The sequence below is a fragment of the Azospirillum sp. UENF 211521 genome (assembly GCF_058780535.1).
The window spans coordinates 2,947,577-2,962,387 of sequence record NZ_JBSNCF010000001.1; the positions used below are offsets into that span (position 1 = coordinate 2,947,577).

Consider the following 14,811-nt stretch of genomic DNA (forward strand, 5'->3'; position numbering starts at 1 on the left):
TCCCCCCTATAGCGCAGCGCTCCGCCCGAATCAGCCATCCCGACGCGCGCCTCCTCCATAAGAGGTGGCGGTCCCGTCCCTTTGCACCGTCGCAGGACGGCGGCGGACCACTAGAGTCAGGAGTGTCACGTCCCATCAATTGGATTGCGCGCGCCCCCATGGACCGTTCCGCTCCGAAAGCCACGCCATCCTCGAATCGCTCTGCGGCGAAGGCGAAGCCCCAACCCCAGGCCACCGGCCTGCGCCCCGACCAGACAGAGGTCTTCGACGGCCTTCTCCTGGCTCTGCTGGCGCGCAAACGGCTGCTGGTGCTGGTCGGCGAGGCCGGGTCCGGACGGGCAGCGGTCTTCCACCAGCTCGTCGAGCAGGTCGGCTCGGACGGGGCGCTGGTGCTTCCGGTCGCCGCGAGCGCCGGGGCGCAGGTGGACGATCTGGTGTCCGCCGCCGGCGACGCCGCCCTGCCGTCGGACAGCGGCGACCGCGACTTCGACACGCTGATCGAGGAGCTGGAGGAGCGGCTGGACCTCGCCGGCACCGGCCTGCTGGCTGTGGAGAACGCCGGCGTGCTGGCCGCCCCGACGCTGGCCGACCTGATCGACCTCACCCGCTCCGAGACGCCGAGCGGGCGTTTCCTCCAGGTCCTGCTCTGCGGCACGCCGGAGATGGAGCGGACCCTGGCCCGCCCCGGGCTGGCCGAGGCGGTGCGCGAGCTTGGCGTGATCTACCGCATGACGCCCGGCGCCGGCCCGTCCGTCACCCCCACCGTCGCCGTTCCGTCCGCCGGGCCGTCCGCCAGCCCCGTCGCCGGGCCGGTGGCCGCGCCGCCGCGCGCCGCTCCCCCGCCGCCACGCCGGGCGGCGGAGCGCGACGCCAACGACTGGCCGGCCAACGACTGGGACGCGCCGGACGGCTGGACGATCCCGGAGGCCGGCGCCCCGGTCGCCGATCTGCCCGTGAAGCGCCCGCGCCGCCGCGCCGCGCTGGCCGGCGCGGCGATCACCACGCTCATCCTGCTCGGCGCCGCCGGGGCCGGCGTGGCCCTGACCGTTCCCGGAGCCACCCCCGAGCGGGCGCTCGACTACGCCCGGCAGGGCTGGCACGACCTCCGCGGCTTCGTGACGGAGCGGGTGAACCTTCCGTTCGGGCCGTTCGCGGACGAGCCCAGCCTGGGCAGCCGCGGTCCCGACACGCTGGCGGTCGCCCGGCCGCAGAACCCCTATCTCGCCTCCCTCCCCGCCGAGGCGGGGGTGCCGGTCGCCGGCCCGTCGCCGACAGCCCCGACCAGGACGGACGTTCCGCCGCCCGCCGCGCGCAGTGTGGCTGCCCCGCCGGCCGCCCCACCGGCCACGACGCCGACGCCGACGCCGGCTCCGACCCCGGTCGTGGCAGCGAAGCCGGAGCAGCCGCCCGCCACGCCGGCGGCCCAGGCCCCGAAGCCGCCGGCGGCCGATCCGCTGGCGGTGGAGAACACCACGCCGCCCAAGCCGCGGGCGACGGAATACCGCACGGAGCAGAGCGAAGGCCCGACCGGTTCCGCCACCCTGCCGCCGCTGGTCGACGAGCCGGCGCCCCAGATGGCCGCCCCGGCGATGCCGCAGCCCGCGGCGCCCACGGCGTCCACGCCCTTCTCGGCCAGCGACAACGGCCTGAACCCGCGCGTCCGCACCCTGGTCGATCAGGCCCGCCGGCAGATCGCCGCCAAGCTGCTGACCACGCCGCCGAACAACAACGCCTACGAGACGGTGTCGCGGCTGCGCGAGATCGCCCCGGCGACGCCGGAGATCCAGGAACTCCTGACCACCATGGAGGAGACTTACCGCCGCTGGGCCTCGCTGGCGGAGCGTGACGGCAATTGGGACGAGGCGCGGCGCTTCTACGAGCGCGCCCTGATCGTCGCCCCCAACACCGGCGACCTGCGCGACCGCATCAAGGCGGCCGGCGAAGGGCGTGTGCTTCCCGCCGCCACCGCTGCCACCGCCTCCGCGGGCGCCGCCGCGTCCGGCACCCCGTCGGCGCCCCCGGCCAAGGCGGAGGTCCGCCCCGGCCTGGACAGCCGTGACGGCGCCATCGCCCTGATGCACCGCACCGACGAGCTGAAACGCGCGTTGGACGGCGGCGCCGATCCGAACAAGCGGGTGGACAACGGCAAGACCCTGCTGATGCTGGCCTCGGAACAGGGGCTGACCGACGCGGTGCGGCTGCTGATCGACCGCCGCGCCAAGACGGAGCTGCGCACCGCCGACGGCGCCACCGCGGTGATGTACGCCGCCTGGGGCGGGCACGAGGCGGTCATCCACGCGCTGGCCGCCGCCGGGGCCGAACTCGACGCCACCAACGACGACGGCAAGACCGCCCTGATGGCCGCCGCCGCCCGCGGTCATGAAGGGGTGGTGAAGATCCTGGTCGACCGCGGCGTGTCGGTGGACCGGGTGGCCAGCCACGGCTGGTCGGCCCTGATGTACGCGGCCAACAACGGCCACGACCGCGTGGCCCGGATGCTGGTGGAGCGCGGTGCCAACCCGTTCCGCATGGACACCGCCGGCAACTCCGCCCTCACCCTCGGCGCGCTGCAGGGCCACATGCAGGTGGTCGAGGCGCTGAAGCCGCACTGAGAGCATCACTTTAAACATGAGAACGGCGGGCGCCCCCGGGACGCCCGCCGTTCTTGCATGTGGACCCTGTCGACCCACTCCCCGAACCGGTTGCCCGTTCAGGCGGCTTTGATCTCCGCCAGGAAGCTTTCGATCTCCTTGCGCAGCGTTTCCGACTGGCGGGCCAGCTCGCCCGACGCGCTCATCACCTGACCGGCGGCCGCCCCCGTCTCGCCGGCGGCCAGCGTGACCTCGGTGATGCTGCCGGAGACCTGATGGGTGCCCGTCGCGGCCTCCTGAACGTTGCGGGAGATCTCGTTGGTCGCAGCGCCCTGCTCCTCGATGGCGGCGGCGATGGCGGTGGAGATGTCGTTGATCTGCCCGATGATGCCGCCGATGGCCGAGATGTCGCGCACCGCGCCGTCGGTCGCGCCCTGGATGGCGGCGATCTGGGCGGCGATCTCGTCGGTCGCCTTGGCGGTCTGGGAGGCGAGATGCTTCACCTCGCCGGCGACGACGGCGAAGCCCTTGCCGGCCTCGCCCGCTCGCGCCGCCTCGATCGTCGCGTTCAGCGCCAGCAGGTTGGTCTGGCTGGCGATGTTGGTGATGAGGCTGACCACCTCGCCGATCTTCTGCGCGGCCTCGACCAGACCCCGCACCGTCTCGTTGGTGCGGTTCGCCTGCGCCACCGCCTGACCGGCGATCTCCGAGGAGCGCGACACCTGCGTCGCGATCTCGCGGATCGAGCTGGCCATCTCCTCGGTGGCCGAGGCGACGGTCTGGACGTTGGCGCTGGTCTGCTCCGCCGCCGCCTGGACGGCGGTCGCCTGGATGTTGGTCCGCTCGGCCATGGAGGTCATGCTGTGGGCGGTGGCGTCCAGCTCCGAGGCGGCGGCGGCCACCGTGCGCAGGGAGGCCGCGGAGGAGTCCCCGAACCGGTTCACCAGACGCTCGACGGCTTCCGCCCGGCGCTGCTTGGCCGCCTGCTCCGCCGCCTGGGCGGTGGTCAGCCGGTCCGCCTCGATCAGCCCGTCCTTGAAGACCTGGACGGCGCGGGCCATGGCGCCCAGCTCGTCCTTGCGCTGGGCGCCGTCCACGGCGACCGTCAGCTCGCGCCCCGCCAGCCGGTTCATCACCGCGGTGAGCTGCTGGATCGGCTTGGAGACGCCGGCGACGATCGCCAACCCCATGAGAGCGCTAAGGACCGCCGCCACCCCGATGGCGATGATGAGCAAGGTCTTGCTCGACCCGTAGGTCGCCTCGCCCTGATCGGCCGCGAGGCGGCCGTTGCGGACGTTGAACTGGCTCAGGTCGCGCATCAGCGCCTGAGCCTTGCGGAACTCGACCCGCGATTCACCCCGGAAGAGCGCGGCGGCCTCGTCGAAGCGATCGGCGCGGGACAGCGGAAGCACCTTCTCCTTGCTCAGGCTTTGGTAGCGCTCCCAATAGCCCATGAGTTTTTGAAACGTCTCTCTCTCATAGCCGGGTGTCACCATCGCCTCGTACTTGCGGGCGGCGTCCTGAAAGTTCTCCAGCGCCGTCGCCAAGGTCTTCTCCTCCTCGGCCTTCTGGGCGGTGTCGGGGGCGAAGATGTGGGCGGACTCCAGGATTCGATAGAACTCGAAATAATCGGTCAGCCGGGCGATCTCGCCGACGCTCGGCAGCCAGTTGTCGCGGATGTCCTTCCCCGCGTCATTCACCGTCGAAATGCGGTCTATGCTGAAAAGACCCAAGCCGATGATGAACATAACCAGTATGGAAAACGAAGACACGATCTTCGTCTTAATCGTAACGTTCGAGAAAACAGACATCCGACACTCCCTCCACGAATTCACGGGCAAATCAGCGCGCTGTCCTGTGCGAATTTCTGTTTTTATTGATTCTTCCACGCATCGCGAAGGGTGCCACCCGCGATGAACCACGCGATCCCGGCAGGATGGCGGATCACGTGGGAGTTTCTCCAACGCACAGGAACAGCGGTCGCACGCTTGATCTCAAGACGGACTGTTGATGCCTTTTGTCTAGGCCTTTGGCCTTTTTGATATTTGGCACCGCACGCACATACAAATAAGAACTGCGCTTGACCCGCTTTTTATCGCATGAAACAAGTAAATCAGCGGTTAAAACACCTTGAAAGCTCTAATCTTTTTTCTTTTTATTTGTTTCTCCTAGGTTTTTTTAAAGTTTCTCGCTTGGGAAACGTTTGTTTCACCGCCGAGTCACAGAACGCCAAACGATGCCGAACGGGCAAAAAATAGGCCCGCGGGCGCGATGCGCAGCCGCGGGCCGAACCAGAAAAACGTACCGTTTGGGACGGATCAGAGAGCGGCGAAGCGCGCCAGCATGGCGGCGTGCGAGCGGATGCCGTTGTGCAGGCACTTCACCTCGAACTTCTCGTTGGGCGAGTGGATGCGGTCATCCTCCAGCCCGAAGCCGACGAAGATCGAGTCGAAGCCCAGCGCCTGCCGGATGTAGCCGCCGACCGGGATTGAACCGCCGCTGCCGACCAGCGCCGGCCGGTTGGTGAAGACGTCGCCCAGCCCCGCCATGGCGGCGCGCAGATAGGGGCTGTCGGTCGGCACCTGGACGCCCGGCGAGCGGCCGAACACCGTGATCTCCCAGCGCCCGTCGGCGGGGGTCCGCTCCTCCAGGAAGCTCTTGATCCCGGCCAGGATCTTCTCCGGGTCCTGGGCCGGCACGAGGCGGCAGGACAGCTTGGCCGACGCCTTGGAGGCAATGACCGTCTTGGAGCCTTCGCCGGTGTAACCGCCCCAGATGCCGTTGATGTCGCAGGTCGGGCGCGACCACAGCCGCTCCAGCGCGCTGCGCCCGGCCTCCCCCGCCGGGGTCGTCAGCCCGACGCCGGCCAGGAAGGCGCTCTCGTCGAAGCCGAGGTCGCGCCACATCGCCTTCTCCTCGTCCGTGGGCTCGGCCACGTCGTCGTAGAAGCCGGGGAAGCGGACGCGCCCGTCCTCGTCGTGGATCTGGCCGAGGATGCGGGTCAGCGCGTTGATCGGGTTCAGCACCGCGCCGCCGAACATGCCGGAATGCAGGTCGTGGCTCGGCCCATGCAGCGTCGCCTCGACGTAGAGCAGGCCGCGCAGCCGTGTGGTGATGGCCGGCGTGTCGATGGTCCAGGCGTTGGTGTCGGTGATGACGCAGACGTCCGCCTTCAGCTCTTCCGCGTTGGCCTTGAGGAAGGGCAGCAGGTTCGGGCTGCCGGTCTCCTCCTCGCCCTCCAGCAGGACGGTCACGCGGATCGGCAGCGTGCCGTGCACGGCGTGCCAGGCGCGGAACGCCTCGATGAAGGTCATCACCTGGCCCTTGTCGTCCACGGCACCGCGGGCGACGATGCGGCGGCCATGCTCGGCCTCGACGATGGCCGGCTCGAAGGGCGGGCTGTTCCACAGTTCCAGCGGCTCCGCCGGCTGCACGTCGTAATGGCCGTAATAGAGGATGTGCGGCACATCCCCATCGTCGGAGGCGCCGCCCGGCCCCGGGTGATGGGCGACGACCGCGGGATGGCCGGCCGTCTCGCGCACGGAGGCGTCGAAGCCCAGCCCGCTCAGTTCGCGGACCAGCCAGTCGGCGGCGCGGCGAACGTCGCCCTTGTAGGCCGGGTCGGTGCTGACGCTGGGGATGCGCAGCAGGTCGCAGAGGCGGCCAAGGGAGTCTTCGAAACTGCGGTCAACCTGCTGGAGAACGGGGTCGGCTGACAGGACGCTCGACATTCGGAACTGCCTTCGGTGTGAATGATGGCAGCGATGGTAGCGCATCGCGCTTGCGCGCCAAGCACCACAAAGCGCAGGGGTGCCATCCTCGCGTGCCCTCCTCGCGACGGCGGCGTTTCCGGTGCCCGCCACGGGAAGCACAGGATGGCGGGACCAAAGCTCCGCCCTCGCGAGGATGCTCCGGATGGAGGCGCGTCAGACGGTGAGATACCGCCGGACCTCGCTCTCCTCCAGCCCGTCGCGGCTGCCCGCCAGCATGACCTCGCCGCGCTCCATCACCGCCCAGTCGTCGGCCAGATCGCGGGCGAACTCGAAATACTGCTCGACCAGCAGGATCGCCATGGTGCCCTTGTCGCGCAGGTAGGAAATGGCCCGCCCGATGTCCTTGATGATGCTGGGCTGGATGCCCTCGGTCGGCTCGTCCAGCACCAGCAGCCGGGGCCGGGTCACCAGCGCCCGCCCGATGGCGAGCTGCTGCTGCTGCCCGCCCGACAGGTCGCCGCCGCGGCGGTCGAGCATGGACTTCAGCACCGGGAACAGCTCGAACACCTCGTCGGGGATCGAGCGGTCGGCGCGCTTCAGCGGCGCGTAGCCGGTCAGGAGGTTCTCGCGCACCGTCAGCAGCGGGAAAATCTCGCGCCCCTGCGGGACGTAGGCGATGCCGCGCCGCGCCCGCTCCGACGGGGCGAGTTTGGTGATGTCGCCGCCGTCCCAGGCGATGGTGCCGCCGGTCACCGGCTTCAGCCCGACGATGGCGCGCAGCAGCGAGGACTTGCCGACGCCGTTGCGCCCCAGCAGGCAGGTGACCTTTCCCACCTCCGCTGTCAGCGACACGCCGCGCAGCGCCTGCGCCGCGCCGTAATGGAGATCGACAGACCGTACGTCGAGCATGCTTGTTTTCTCCTGAATCCCTTCTCCCCTCTGGGGAGAAGGTTAGGATGAGTGGGCGGCTGCAGGCCGGAAAAGCTCTGCAATGAGGCTGCGTTTCCGCCCTTCGGGCGCCCCCTCACCCTGACCCTCTCCCCAGAGGGGCGAGGGAAATACATTTGCGTCACCGGCCCAGATAGACGTCGATGACCTGCTTGTTGGCGCTCACCGTGTCGAGCGAGCCCTCGGCCAGCACCGAGCCCTCGTGAAGCACCGTGACCTTCACGCCCAGTTCGCGGACGAAGACCATGTCGTGCTCCACGACGATCACCGAATGCTTGCCGGCGATGTCCTTCAGCAGGTGGGCGGTCTGTTCCGTCTCGGCGTCGGTCATGCCGGCCACCGGCTCGTCCACCAGCAGCAGCTTCGGGTCCTGGGCCAGCAGCATGCCGATCTCCAGCCACTGCTTCTCGCCATGCGACAGGCTGCCCGCCGGACGGTCGCGCCGCGGCGACAGGCGGGTGATGTCGAGGATCTCCTCGATCCGAGCCCGGTCCTCCCGCGTGGCCGAATAGGTCAGCGTCTTCAGCGGGCGGCGCGGCGCCTTCAGCGACAGCTCCAGATTGTCCCAGACGGTGTGCATCTCGAACACGGTGGGGCGCTGGAACTTGCGGCCGATGCCCAGGTTGGCGATGGCCGGCTCGCGCAGGCTGGTCAGGTCGGTGCGGCCCTCGAACAGGATGGTGCCGGTGTCGGGCCGGGTCTTGCCGGTGATGACGTCCATCATGGTCGTCTTGCCGGCGCCGTTCGGCCCGATGATCGCCCGCATCTCTCCCGGTTCGATGACCAGCGACAGGCTGTTCAGCGCCCGGAACCCGTCGAAGCTGACCGACACGCCGTCCAGATACAGCAGGGTGTCTTCGGTGCTCATGTCGTCTCAGACTCCCTTCTGGTCGACCGGCTTGGCGGTGACCGTGGCGCGCGCCGGCAGCCGGTCGCGGAGCTGCGCCGCCAGACCGAGGATGCCCCTGGGCAGGAACAGGGTGACCAGAACGAACAGGCCGCCCAGCGCGAACAGCCACAGCTCCGGCAGCGCCGCCGTGAAGTAGCTCTTGCCGAAATTCACCAGCACCGCGCCCAGCACCGGCCCGGCCAGCGTGCCGCGCCCGCCGACGGCGACCCAGATCACCGCCTCGATGCTGCTGGCGGGGGAGAACTCCGACGGGTTGATGATGCCGACCTGCGGCACGTAGAGCGCGCCCGCCACGCCGGCCATGCAGGCCGACAGCGTCCAGGCGAACAGCTTGTAGCGGTCGGTCTCGTAGCCCAGGAAGCGCACCCGGCTCTCCGCGTCGCGCACGGCGATCAGCACTTTGCCCAGCTTGGACGCCACCACGGCCGAGGCCAGGATGTAGCCGGCCGCCAGCGCCACCACCGTCGCCACGAACAGCCCGACGCGGGTCGAGGCGGCCTGGACGTCGAAGCCCAGGATTTCCTTGAAGTCGGTCAGGCCGTTGTTGCCGCCGAGCCCCATGTCGTTGCGGAAGAAGGCCAGCATCAGCGCGAAGGTCATCGCCTGCGTGATGATCGACAGATAGACGCCGGTGACGCGCGAGCGGAAGGCGAACCAGCCGAAGGCGAAGGCCAGCAGGCCCGGCACCAGCATCACCATGATCGCGGCGAACCAGAACTGGTCGAAGCCGTGCCAGTACCAGGGCAGCTCCGTCCAGTTCAGGAAGACCATGAAGTCCGGCAGGTCGGCGTTGCCGTAGACCCCGCGCGAGCCGATCTGCCGCATCAGGTACATGCCCATGGCGTAGCCGCCGAGCGTGAAGAAGGCGGCGTGCCCCAGCGACAGGATGCCGACGAAGCCCCAGACGAGGTCGAGCGACAGCGCCAGCAGGGCGAAGCACAGATACTTGCCGAGCAGCGCCACCGTGTGGGTGGAGAGGTGCCAGGGCGAGTCCGGGGCGGTGCCCAGCGCCATCACCGGCACCGCCACGGCCAGCACCGCCAGGACGGTCAGCAGCACGCCGGCCTTCTTGTCGAGGCCCATCAGGAAGAAACGGGTCAGCATCGGATCAGGCCTCCACCGCCCGGCCCTTCAGCGCGAACAGGCCGCGCGGACGCCGTTGGATGAACAGGATGATGAAGATCAGCACCAGGATCTTGCCCAGCACCGCGCCCGCGTAGGGCTCCAGGAACTTGTTGACGCCGCCGAGCGCCAGCGCGCCGACCAGCGTGCCCCACAGGTTGCCGACGCCGCCGAACACCACGACCATGAAGCTGTCGATGATGTAGCCCTGGCCCAGGTTGGGGCTGACGTTGTCGATCTGGCTCAGCGCTACCCCGGCCAGCCCGGCGATGCCGGAGCCGAGCCCGAAGGTCAGCGCGTCCACCCGCGCGGTGCGGATGCCCATGGCGTTGGCCATGCTGCGGTTCTGGGTGACGGCGCGGATGCTCAGCCCGAACCACGTCTTGCGCAGCGCCACCAGCAGCGCGCCGAAGACGAGGAAGGCAAAGACGACGATCCACAGCCGCCCGTAGGTGATGGTCAGCCCGCCCAGCTCGAAGGCGCCGGACATCCAGGAGGGCGCGCCGACCTCGCGGTTCGTCGGCCCGAAGATGGAGCGCACCGCCTGCTGGAGCGCCAGCGACAGGCCCCAGGTCGCCAGCAGCGTTTCCAGCGGGCGCCCGTAGAGCCAGCGGATCACGCTGCGCTCAATGGCGACGCCGACCGCGCCGGACACCAGGAAGGCGACCGGCAGCGCCACCAGGATGGAAAAATCGAACAGGCCCGGCGCCCACTGGCGGAAGGCCTCCTGCACCAGGAAGGTGGCGTAGGCGCCGATCATCACCATCTCGCCATGCGCCATGTTGATGACGCCCATGACGCCGAAGGTGACGGCCAGCCCGATCGCCGCCAGCAGCAGCACCGAGCCGAGCGACAGGCCGTACCATAGGTTTTGCGCGGCACCCCACAGGGCGAGCCGCTGCTCGACGGACGCGATGGCCTTCGTCGCGGCGTCCTTCACCGCGTCGCTTCCCGTGTTGGCAGCGCCGTTCAGCAGGGCCCGCGCGTCCTGGTCGCCGCGCTCCTGAAGCACCGCGACGGCGGCGATCTTGTCGGCGTCGGGCGCGTCCCCGGCCAGCAGGACGGAGGCCCGCGCCTGGGTCATCGCGCGGCGCACGCGCTCGTCGGTTTCCTTGGCCAGCGCCGTGTTCAGCGCGTCCAGCGCGTTGGCGTCGCGGCTCTTGAACACCGCCTCGGCGGCCTGCCGGCGCGTGCCGGCGTCGGGGCTCATCAGGGTGAGCGCGCCGAGCGTCGCGCTGATCGTGCGGCGCAATGCGTTGTTGATGCGGATTTTCTCGACCGCGTTGCGGTCCGCCTCGCCCAGCTCAGCGCCGGTCAGCGGGTCGGTCAGGGCGTAGCCGTTGCCGGCGCGCTTGGCCACGACCACGGCGCCGTCCCCCTTGCGGACATGCAGATCGCCGGCCTGGAGGGCCTCGATCACCGGCACGACGGCGGGATCGCCCGTCTCGGCCAGCCCGGCGATGGCCTTCTCAGTCTCGGCGTAGCTGCCGGCGCCCAGGCCGCGGACCAGCGGTGCCAGATCGGCGGCGAAGGAGGCAGGAGCGGCCAGCGCCAGAAACGCGGCCAGCAGCCAGCAGAATGCGCGGTGCATCGCGGTTCCTGTGATGTGTCGGAAGTCGTTTTTCTAAAAGAGGGCGTTGCCCCCACCCTTCCCGCTTCGCGGGCCCCTTCCCTCCCCCGCTGGGCGGGAGAGGGAGCAATCCCCTCCCCCGCGAGAGCGGGGGAGGGTTAGGGAGGGGGCATCACGCAGCCAGTCACCAAGAAGCGTTCAGACGGTCCTCACGACCCCTTGCCGCCGCACTTGCCGGTCTTCACGTTGAAGTTGCCGCAGGACATCGGGGCGCGCCAATCGGAGATCAGGTCCTTGCTGTCTGGCAGGAAGTCCGACCACTCGTCGCCGACCACGAGGCCCGGCGTCTTGGAGACGGTCTCGAACTGGCCGTTCTCCTGCACCTCGCCGATCAGCACCGGCTTGGTGATGTGGTGGTTCGGCAGCATCGCCGAATAGCCGCCGGTCAGGTTGGGGACGGACACGCCGACGAGGCTGTCGATCACCGCGTTGCTGTCGGTGGTGCCGGCCTTCTCGACCGCCTTCACCCACATGTTGAAGCCGATGTAGTGGGCCTCCATCGGGTCGTTGGTGACGCGCTTGTCGTTCTTGGTGAAGGCCTGCCACTTCTTGATGAAGTCGCTGTTCTCCGGCGTGTCCACCGACATGAAGTAGTTCCAGGCGGCGAGATGCCCGACCAGCGGCTTGGTGTCGATGCCGGCCAGTTCCTCCTCACCCACGGAGAAGGCGACGACCGGGATGTCCTGCGCCTTGACGCCCTGGTTGCCCAGCTCCTTGTAGAAGGGGACGTTGGCGTCGCCGTTGATGGTCGAGACGACGGCGGTCTTCTTGCCGGCCGAGCCGAACTTCTTGATGTCGGCGACGATGTTCTGCCAGTCGGAATGGCCGAACGGGGTATAGTTGATCATGATGTCCTCGGACTTCACGCCCTTGGACTTCAGGTAGGTTTCCAGGATCTTGTTGGTCGTGCGCGGGTAGACGTAGTCGGTGCCGGCCAGCACCCAGCGCTGCACGCCTTCCTTTTCCGCCAGATAGTCGACGGCAGGGATCGCCTGCTGGTTCGGGGCGGCGCCGGTGTAGAAGACGTTGCGCGAGGACTCCTCGCCCTCATACTGCACCGGGTAGAACAGGACGCTGTTCAGCTCCTCGAACACCGGCAGGACGGACTTGCGGCTGACCGAGGTCCAGCAGCCGAACACCGCGGCCACCTTGTCCTTGCTGATCAGCTCGCGCGCCTTCTCGGCGAACAGGGGCCAGTTGGAGGCGGGATCGACGACGACCGGCTCCAGCTTCTTGCCGAGAACGCCGCCCTTCTTGTTCTGCTCTTCGATGAGCATCAGCATGACGTCCTTCAGCGTGGTCTCGCTGATCGCCATGGTGCCCGACAGGGAATGGAGGATGCCGACCTTGATGGTGTCCTGGGCCGACGCCGGGGCGGCGAAGCCCGCGGCGAACGTGACGGCAAGACCTGCGGCCGCCGCAAGGGTGCGACCGGTCTTGAAGCCCGACTGGAACCCCGTCTTCAACATTGTGAATACCCCCCGTTCTTTGGTCTGACGCCCGCCTCAGGCGTCACGGGGGTATCCTTCGCAAATGTGATGCCACGGCCGGTCGGCAGGAGGGCCGTTCAAGGAATCCGCAGCGATTTGCAGCCCAGTATTCGCTTACGAATTATGCATGCCCGCCTTTTTATGATCGAATTTTACTCATTTCTGCCGAAATGGCTGATTTTTAGGCAGCCATTCACACCGAAGACCGATGCCGTTCGACACAGACCGCCAGCACCTCATCCAAAGGTCGTGCCCACCAGCGGCGCGAGAATATTTCGACCTCGGAATAGCCTTGGAATCCAACGGCTTCCACCCAACCACGGATCATTGGTATATCAATCATTCCGTCACCCATCATGCCCCGGTCCTCCAGCAGGTCGGCGGTCGGCACCAGCCAATCGCACACATGGAAGGCACACAGGCGATTCCGGCCCGCCCGGCGGATCTGCGCCTCCAGTTCCGGGTCCCACCAGACGTGGTAGACGTCCACCGCGACGCCCAGCGCGCCGGTCCCCTGCGGGTCCAGCCGGTCGCAAAGGTCGAGCGCTTGGCCCATCGTGTTCACGCAGGCGCGGTCGGCGGCGTACATCGGGTGCAGCGGCTCGATGGCGAGCGGCATCCCGGCGCCGCGGGCGTGCTCCAGCAGTTCGGCGATGCCATCCTCGACCTGGGCGCGGGCCAGCGCGATGTCCTTGGACGGCGGGGAGCCGGGGCGCGAGAATTGCGGCAGCCCGCCGACCACCAGCACGAGGCAGGGGGCGCCCAGCGCCACCGCCTCGTCCACCGCGCGGCGGTTGTCGTCGCGCACCTCGGCGCGGCGGTCGGGATCGGCGGGGAACATGCCGCCGCGGCAGTAGCCGGACAGCTCCAGCCCCAGTTCCTTCACGGCCCGCACGGCGCGGTCCAGCCCCACCGCGGCCACCTGATCCCGCCAGGGCGAGACGGCGCGGATGCCCTGGCGGGCGCAGGCGTCAAAGATCTGCAGCAGGTCGCCCTGCTTGCGCACCGTGGCGGTGTTGATGGACAGCCAGCGATGATCGCCGGAGAAGTCGCGCATGATCGTGGTCCTCATTGCGAAATCCCTCTCCCGCCCCGGGAGAGGGTGCCCGCGACAGCGGGCGGGTGAGGGTCGTGGGAGGATCGACGCACTGATCCTTGGCGGCACCCTCACCCTTCCCGCGCATCGCGCGGGCCCCTTCCCTCTCCCGGGGCGGGAGAGGGAGTTATCCTCACACCGCCTCGATGCCGCGGATGGCCAGGACGTCGGCCATGCGCCACACCGCCTCTTCCGGGTCGCGCAGCAGCCCGGCCTTGTCGGCCAACCGGAAAATCTCGGCCAGATGCAGGGTGGAGCGCGTGCCCTCCTGCCCGCCGATCATCGTGAAATGATCCTGGTGGCCGTTCAGGTAGGCCATAAAGACCACCCCGGTCTTGTAGAAGCGGGTCGGCGCCTTGAAGATGTGGCGGGACAGCGGGACGGTCGGCTCCAGAATGTCGTGGAAGCGCCCCTCCTCGCCCGCCGCCAGCTCGGCCAAGGCCGCCGCCGCCGCCGGGGCGATGGCGTCGAAGATGCCCAGCAGAGCGTCGGAATGGCCTTCCCCGTCGCCGGCGATCAGCTCCGCGTAGTTGAAGTCGTCGCCGGTGTACATGCGCACGCCGGGGACCAGCCGGCGGCGCATGACGATCTCCTTGTCCTTGTCGAGCAGGGAGATCTTCACCCCGTCGACCTTGGCCGCAAAGTCGTTGATGATGCCGACCGCCGTGTCGAGCGCCACCGGAAACTCGTTGGTTCCCCAGTAGCCGGCGAGCGCCGGGTCGAACATGTCGCCCAGCCAGTGGAGGATCACCGGCTGGCGCACCTGGGACAGGATGCGGCTGTAGACGCGGACATAGTCGTCCGGCCCCTTGGCGACGCGGGCGAGCGCACGCGACGCCATCAGGATCACCCGCCCGCCAAGGTCCTCGACCGCGGCGACCTGCGTCTCGTAGGCGCGGATCACGTCGTCGAGGGAGCGGGCGTCCTCCGGCGCCAGATGGTCGGTGCCGGCCCCGCAGGCGATCAGCGCGTTGCCGCGCGCCTTCGCCGCGGTCAGGGAGCGCCGGATCAGCTCCAGCGAGGCGTTCCAGTCCAGCCCCATGCCGCGCTGCGCGGTGTCCATCGCCTCGGCCACGCCGAAGCCGAGGTCCCACAAATGCTCGCGGAAGGCGATGGTCCGGTCCCAGTCGATGGCCGGGGTCAGCCAGGGGTCGTTGTCGGCCAGCGGGTCCGCCACCATGTGGGCGGCGGCATAGGCCACGCGGTTCAAGGGCCGGTCGGTGCGGGCGGGGAAGCCGCGCGCCGGGGCGACCTCGTAGGTCTCCAACGACCGGTCGGCGCGCGGCAGCTTGATGGTCAGTGCCATGGACA

At 68.9% G+C, this 14,811-nt stretch carries 10 protein-coding genes; 1 reads left to right on the plus strand and 9 read right to left on the minus strand.

Features of this window, described 5'->3' with window-relative positions:
- Nucleotides 1-158 precede the first annotated feature (158 nt).
- Nucleotides 159-2,612, plus strand: coding sequence for an ankyrin repeat domain-containing protein (locus tag ACWPN5_RS13915; RefSeq protein ID WP_492295866.1), 2,454 nt, complete (start codon nucleotides 159-161; stop codon nucleotides 2,610-2,612).
- A 98-nt stretch (nucleotides 2,613-2,710) separates the two neighbouring features.
- On the opposite strand, the gene ACWPN5_RS13920 is transcribed toward ACWPN5_RS13915, so the two are convergent.
- The 9 genes from ACWPN5_RS13920 to ACWPN5_RS13960 all read right to left on the minus strand — a co-directional run bounded on the left by ACWPN5_RS13920 (nucleotide 2,711) and on the right by ACWPN5_RS13960 (nucleotide 14,806).
- Nucleotides 2,711-4,402 (minus strand): methyl-accepting chemotaxis protein, encoded by a 1,692-nt coding sequence (locus ACWPN5_RS13920; RefSeq protein ID WP_145681604.1) that lies wholly within the window; start codon nucleotides 4,400-4,402, stop codon nucleotides 2,711-2,713.
- A 507-nt stretch (nucleotides 4,403-4,909) separates the two neighbouring features.
- Nucleotides 4,910-6,322: a M20/M25/M40 family metallo-hydrolase gene (locus tag ACWPN5_RS13925; RefSeq protein ID WP_492295868.1), complete on the minus strand. Its 1,413-nt coding sequence runs from the start codon at nucleotides 6,320-6,322 to the stop codon at nucleotides 4,910-4,912.
- 195 nt (nucleotides 6,323-6,517) lie between these two features.
- Complete coding sequence (urtE, locus tag ACWPN5_RS13930; protein ID WP_094306347.1) at nucleotides 6,518-7,213, minus strand: urea ABC transporter ATP-binding subunit UrtE; 696 nt, start codon at nucleotides 7,211-7,213, stop codon at nucleotides 6,518-6,520.
- A 160-nt stretch (nucleotides 7,214-7,373) separates the two neighbouring features.
- Nucleotides 7,374-8,120, minus strand: a complete 747-nt coding sequence (urtD, locus tag ACWPN5_RS13935; RefSeq protein ID WP_035675131.1) for an urea ABC transporter ATP-binding protein UrtD — start codon at nucleotides 8,118-8,120, stop codon at nucleotides 7,374-7,376.
- 6 nt (nucleotides 8,121-8,126) lie between these two features.
- Complete coding sequence (urtC, locus tag ACWPN5_RS13940) at nucleotides 8,127-9,266, minus strand: urea ABC transporter permease subunit UrtC (protein ID WP_492295870.1); 1,140 nt, start codon at nucleotides 9,264-9,266, stop codon at nucleotides 8,127-8,129.
- 4 nt (nucleotides 9,267-9,270) lie between these two features.
- Nucleotides 9,271-10,875 carry an urea ABC transporter permease subunit UrtB gene (urtB, locus tag ACWPN5_RS13945; protein WP_492295872.1) on the minus strand — a complete coding sequence of 535 codons (1,605 nt, stop codon included), beginning with the start codon at nucleotides 10,873-10,875 and terminating at the stop codon, nucleotides 9,271-9,273.
- A gap of 188 nt (nucleotides 10,876-11,063) precedes the next feature.
- A complete protein-coding gene (gene urtA, locus ACWPN5_RS13950; RefSeq protein WP_145681597.1) occupies nucleotides 11,064-12,383 on the minus strand; it encodes an urea ABC transporter substrate-binding protein in 1,320 nt (439 codons plus the stop codon).
- Nucleotides 12,384-12,597: 214 nt separating this feature from the next.
- Nucleotides 12,598-13,476, minus strand: coding sequence for a sugar phosphate isomerase/epimerase family protein (locus ACWPN5_RS13955; RefSeq protein WP_492295874.1), 879 nt, complete (start codon nucleotides 13,474-13,476; stop codon nucleotides 12,598-12,600).
- Nucleotides 13,477-13,633: 157 nt separating this feature from the next.
- Nucleotides 13,634-14,806, minus strand: a complete 1,173-nt coding sequence (locus ACWPN5_RS13960; RefSeq protein WP_492295876.1) for a dihydrodipicolinate synthase family protein — start codon at nucleotides 14,804-14,806, stop codon at nucleotides 13,634-13,636.
- Nucleotides 14,807-14,811 lie beyond the last annotated feature (5 nt).

What these genes read in the sequence shown, in the direction of transcription:
- urtE (WP_094306347.1), bottom strand. Translation starts at nt 7,213, where the DNA reads ATGCTCGACGTACGGTCTGTCGATCTCCATTACGGCGCGGCGCAGGCG.
- urtC (WP_492295870.1), bottom strand. Translation starts at nt 9,266, where the DNA reads ATGCTGACCCGTTTCTTCCTGATGGGCCTCGACAAGAAGGCCGGCGTG.
- urtD (WP_035675131.1), bottom strand. Translation starts at nt 8,120, where the DNA reads ATGAGCACCGAAGACACCCTGCTGTATCTGGACGGCGTGTCGGTCAGC.
- ACWPN5_RS13925 (WP_492295868.1), bottom strand. Translation starts at nt 6,322, where the DNA reads ATGTCGAGCGTCCTGTCAGCCGACCCCGTTCTCCAGCAGGTTGACCGC.
- urtA (WP_145681597.1), bottom strand. Translation starts at nt 12,383, where the DNA reads ATGTTGAAGACGGGGTTCCAGTCGGGCTTCAAGACCGGTCGCACCCTT.
- ACWPN5_RS13955 (WP_492295874.1), bottom strand. Translation starts at nt 13,476, where the DNA reads ATGAGGACCACGATCATGCGCGACTTCTCCGGCGATCATCGCTGGCTG.
- ACWPN5_RS13960 (WP_492295876.1), bottom strand. Translation starts at nt 14,806, where the DNA reads ATGGCACTGACCATCAAGCTGCCGCGCGCCGACCGGTCGTTGGAGACC.
- ACWPN5_RS13915 (WP_492295866.1), top strand. Translation starts at nt 159, where the DNA reads ATGGACCGTTCCGCTCCGAAAGCCACGCCATCCTCGAATCGCTCTGCG.
- ACWPN5_RS13920 (WP_145681604.1), bottom strand. Translation starts at nt 4,402, where the DNA reads ATGTCTGTTTTCTCGAACGTTACGATTAAGACGAAGATCGTGTCTTCG.
- urtB (WP_492295872.1), bottom strand. Translation starts at nt 10,875, where the DNA reads ATGCACCGCGCATTCTGCTGGCTGCTGGCCGCGTTTCTGGCGCTGGCC.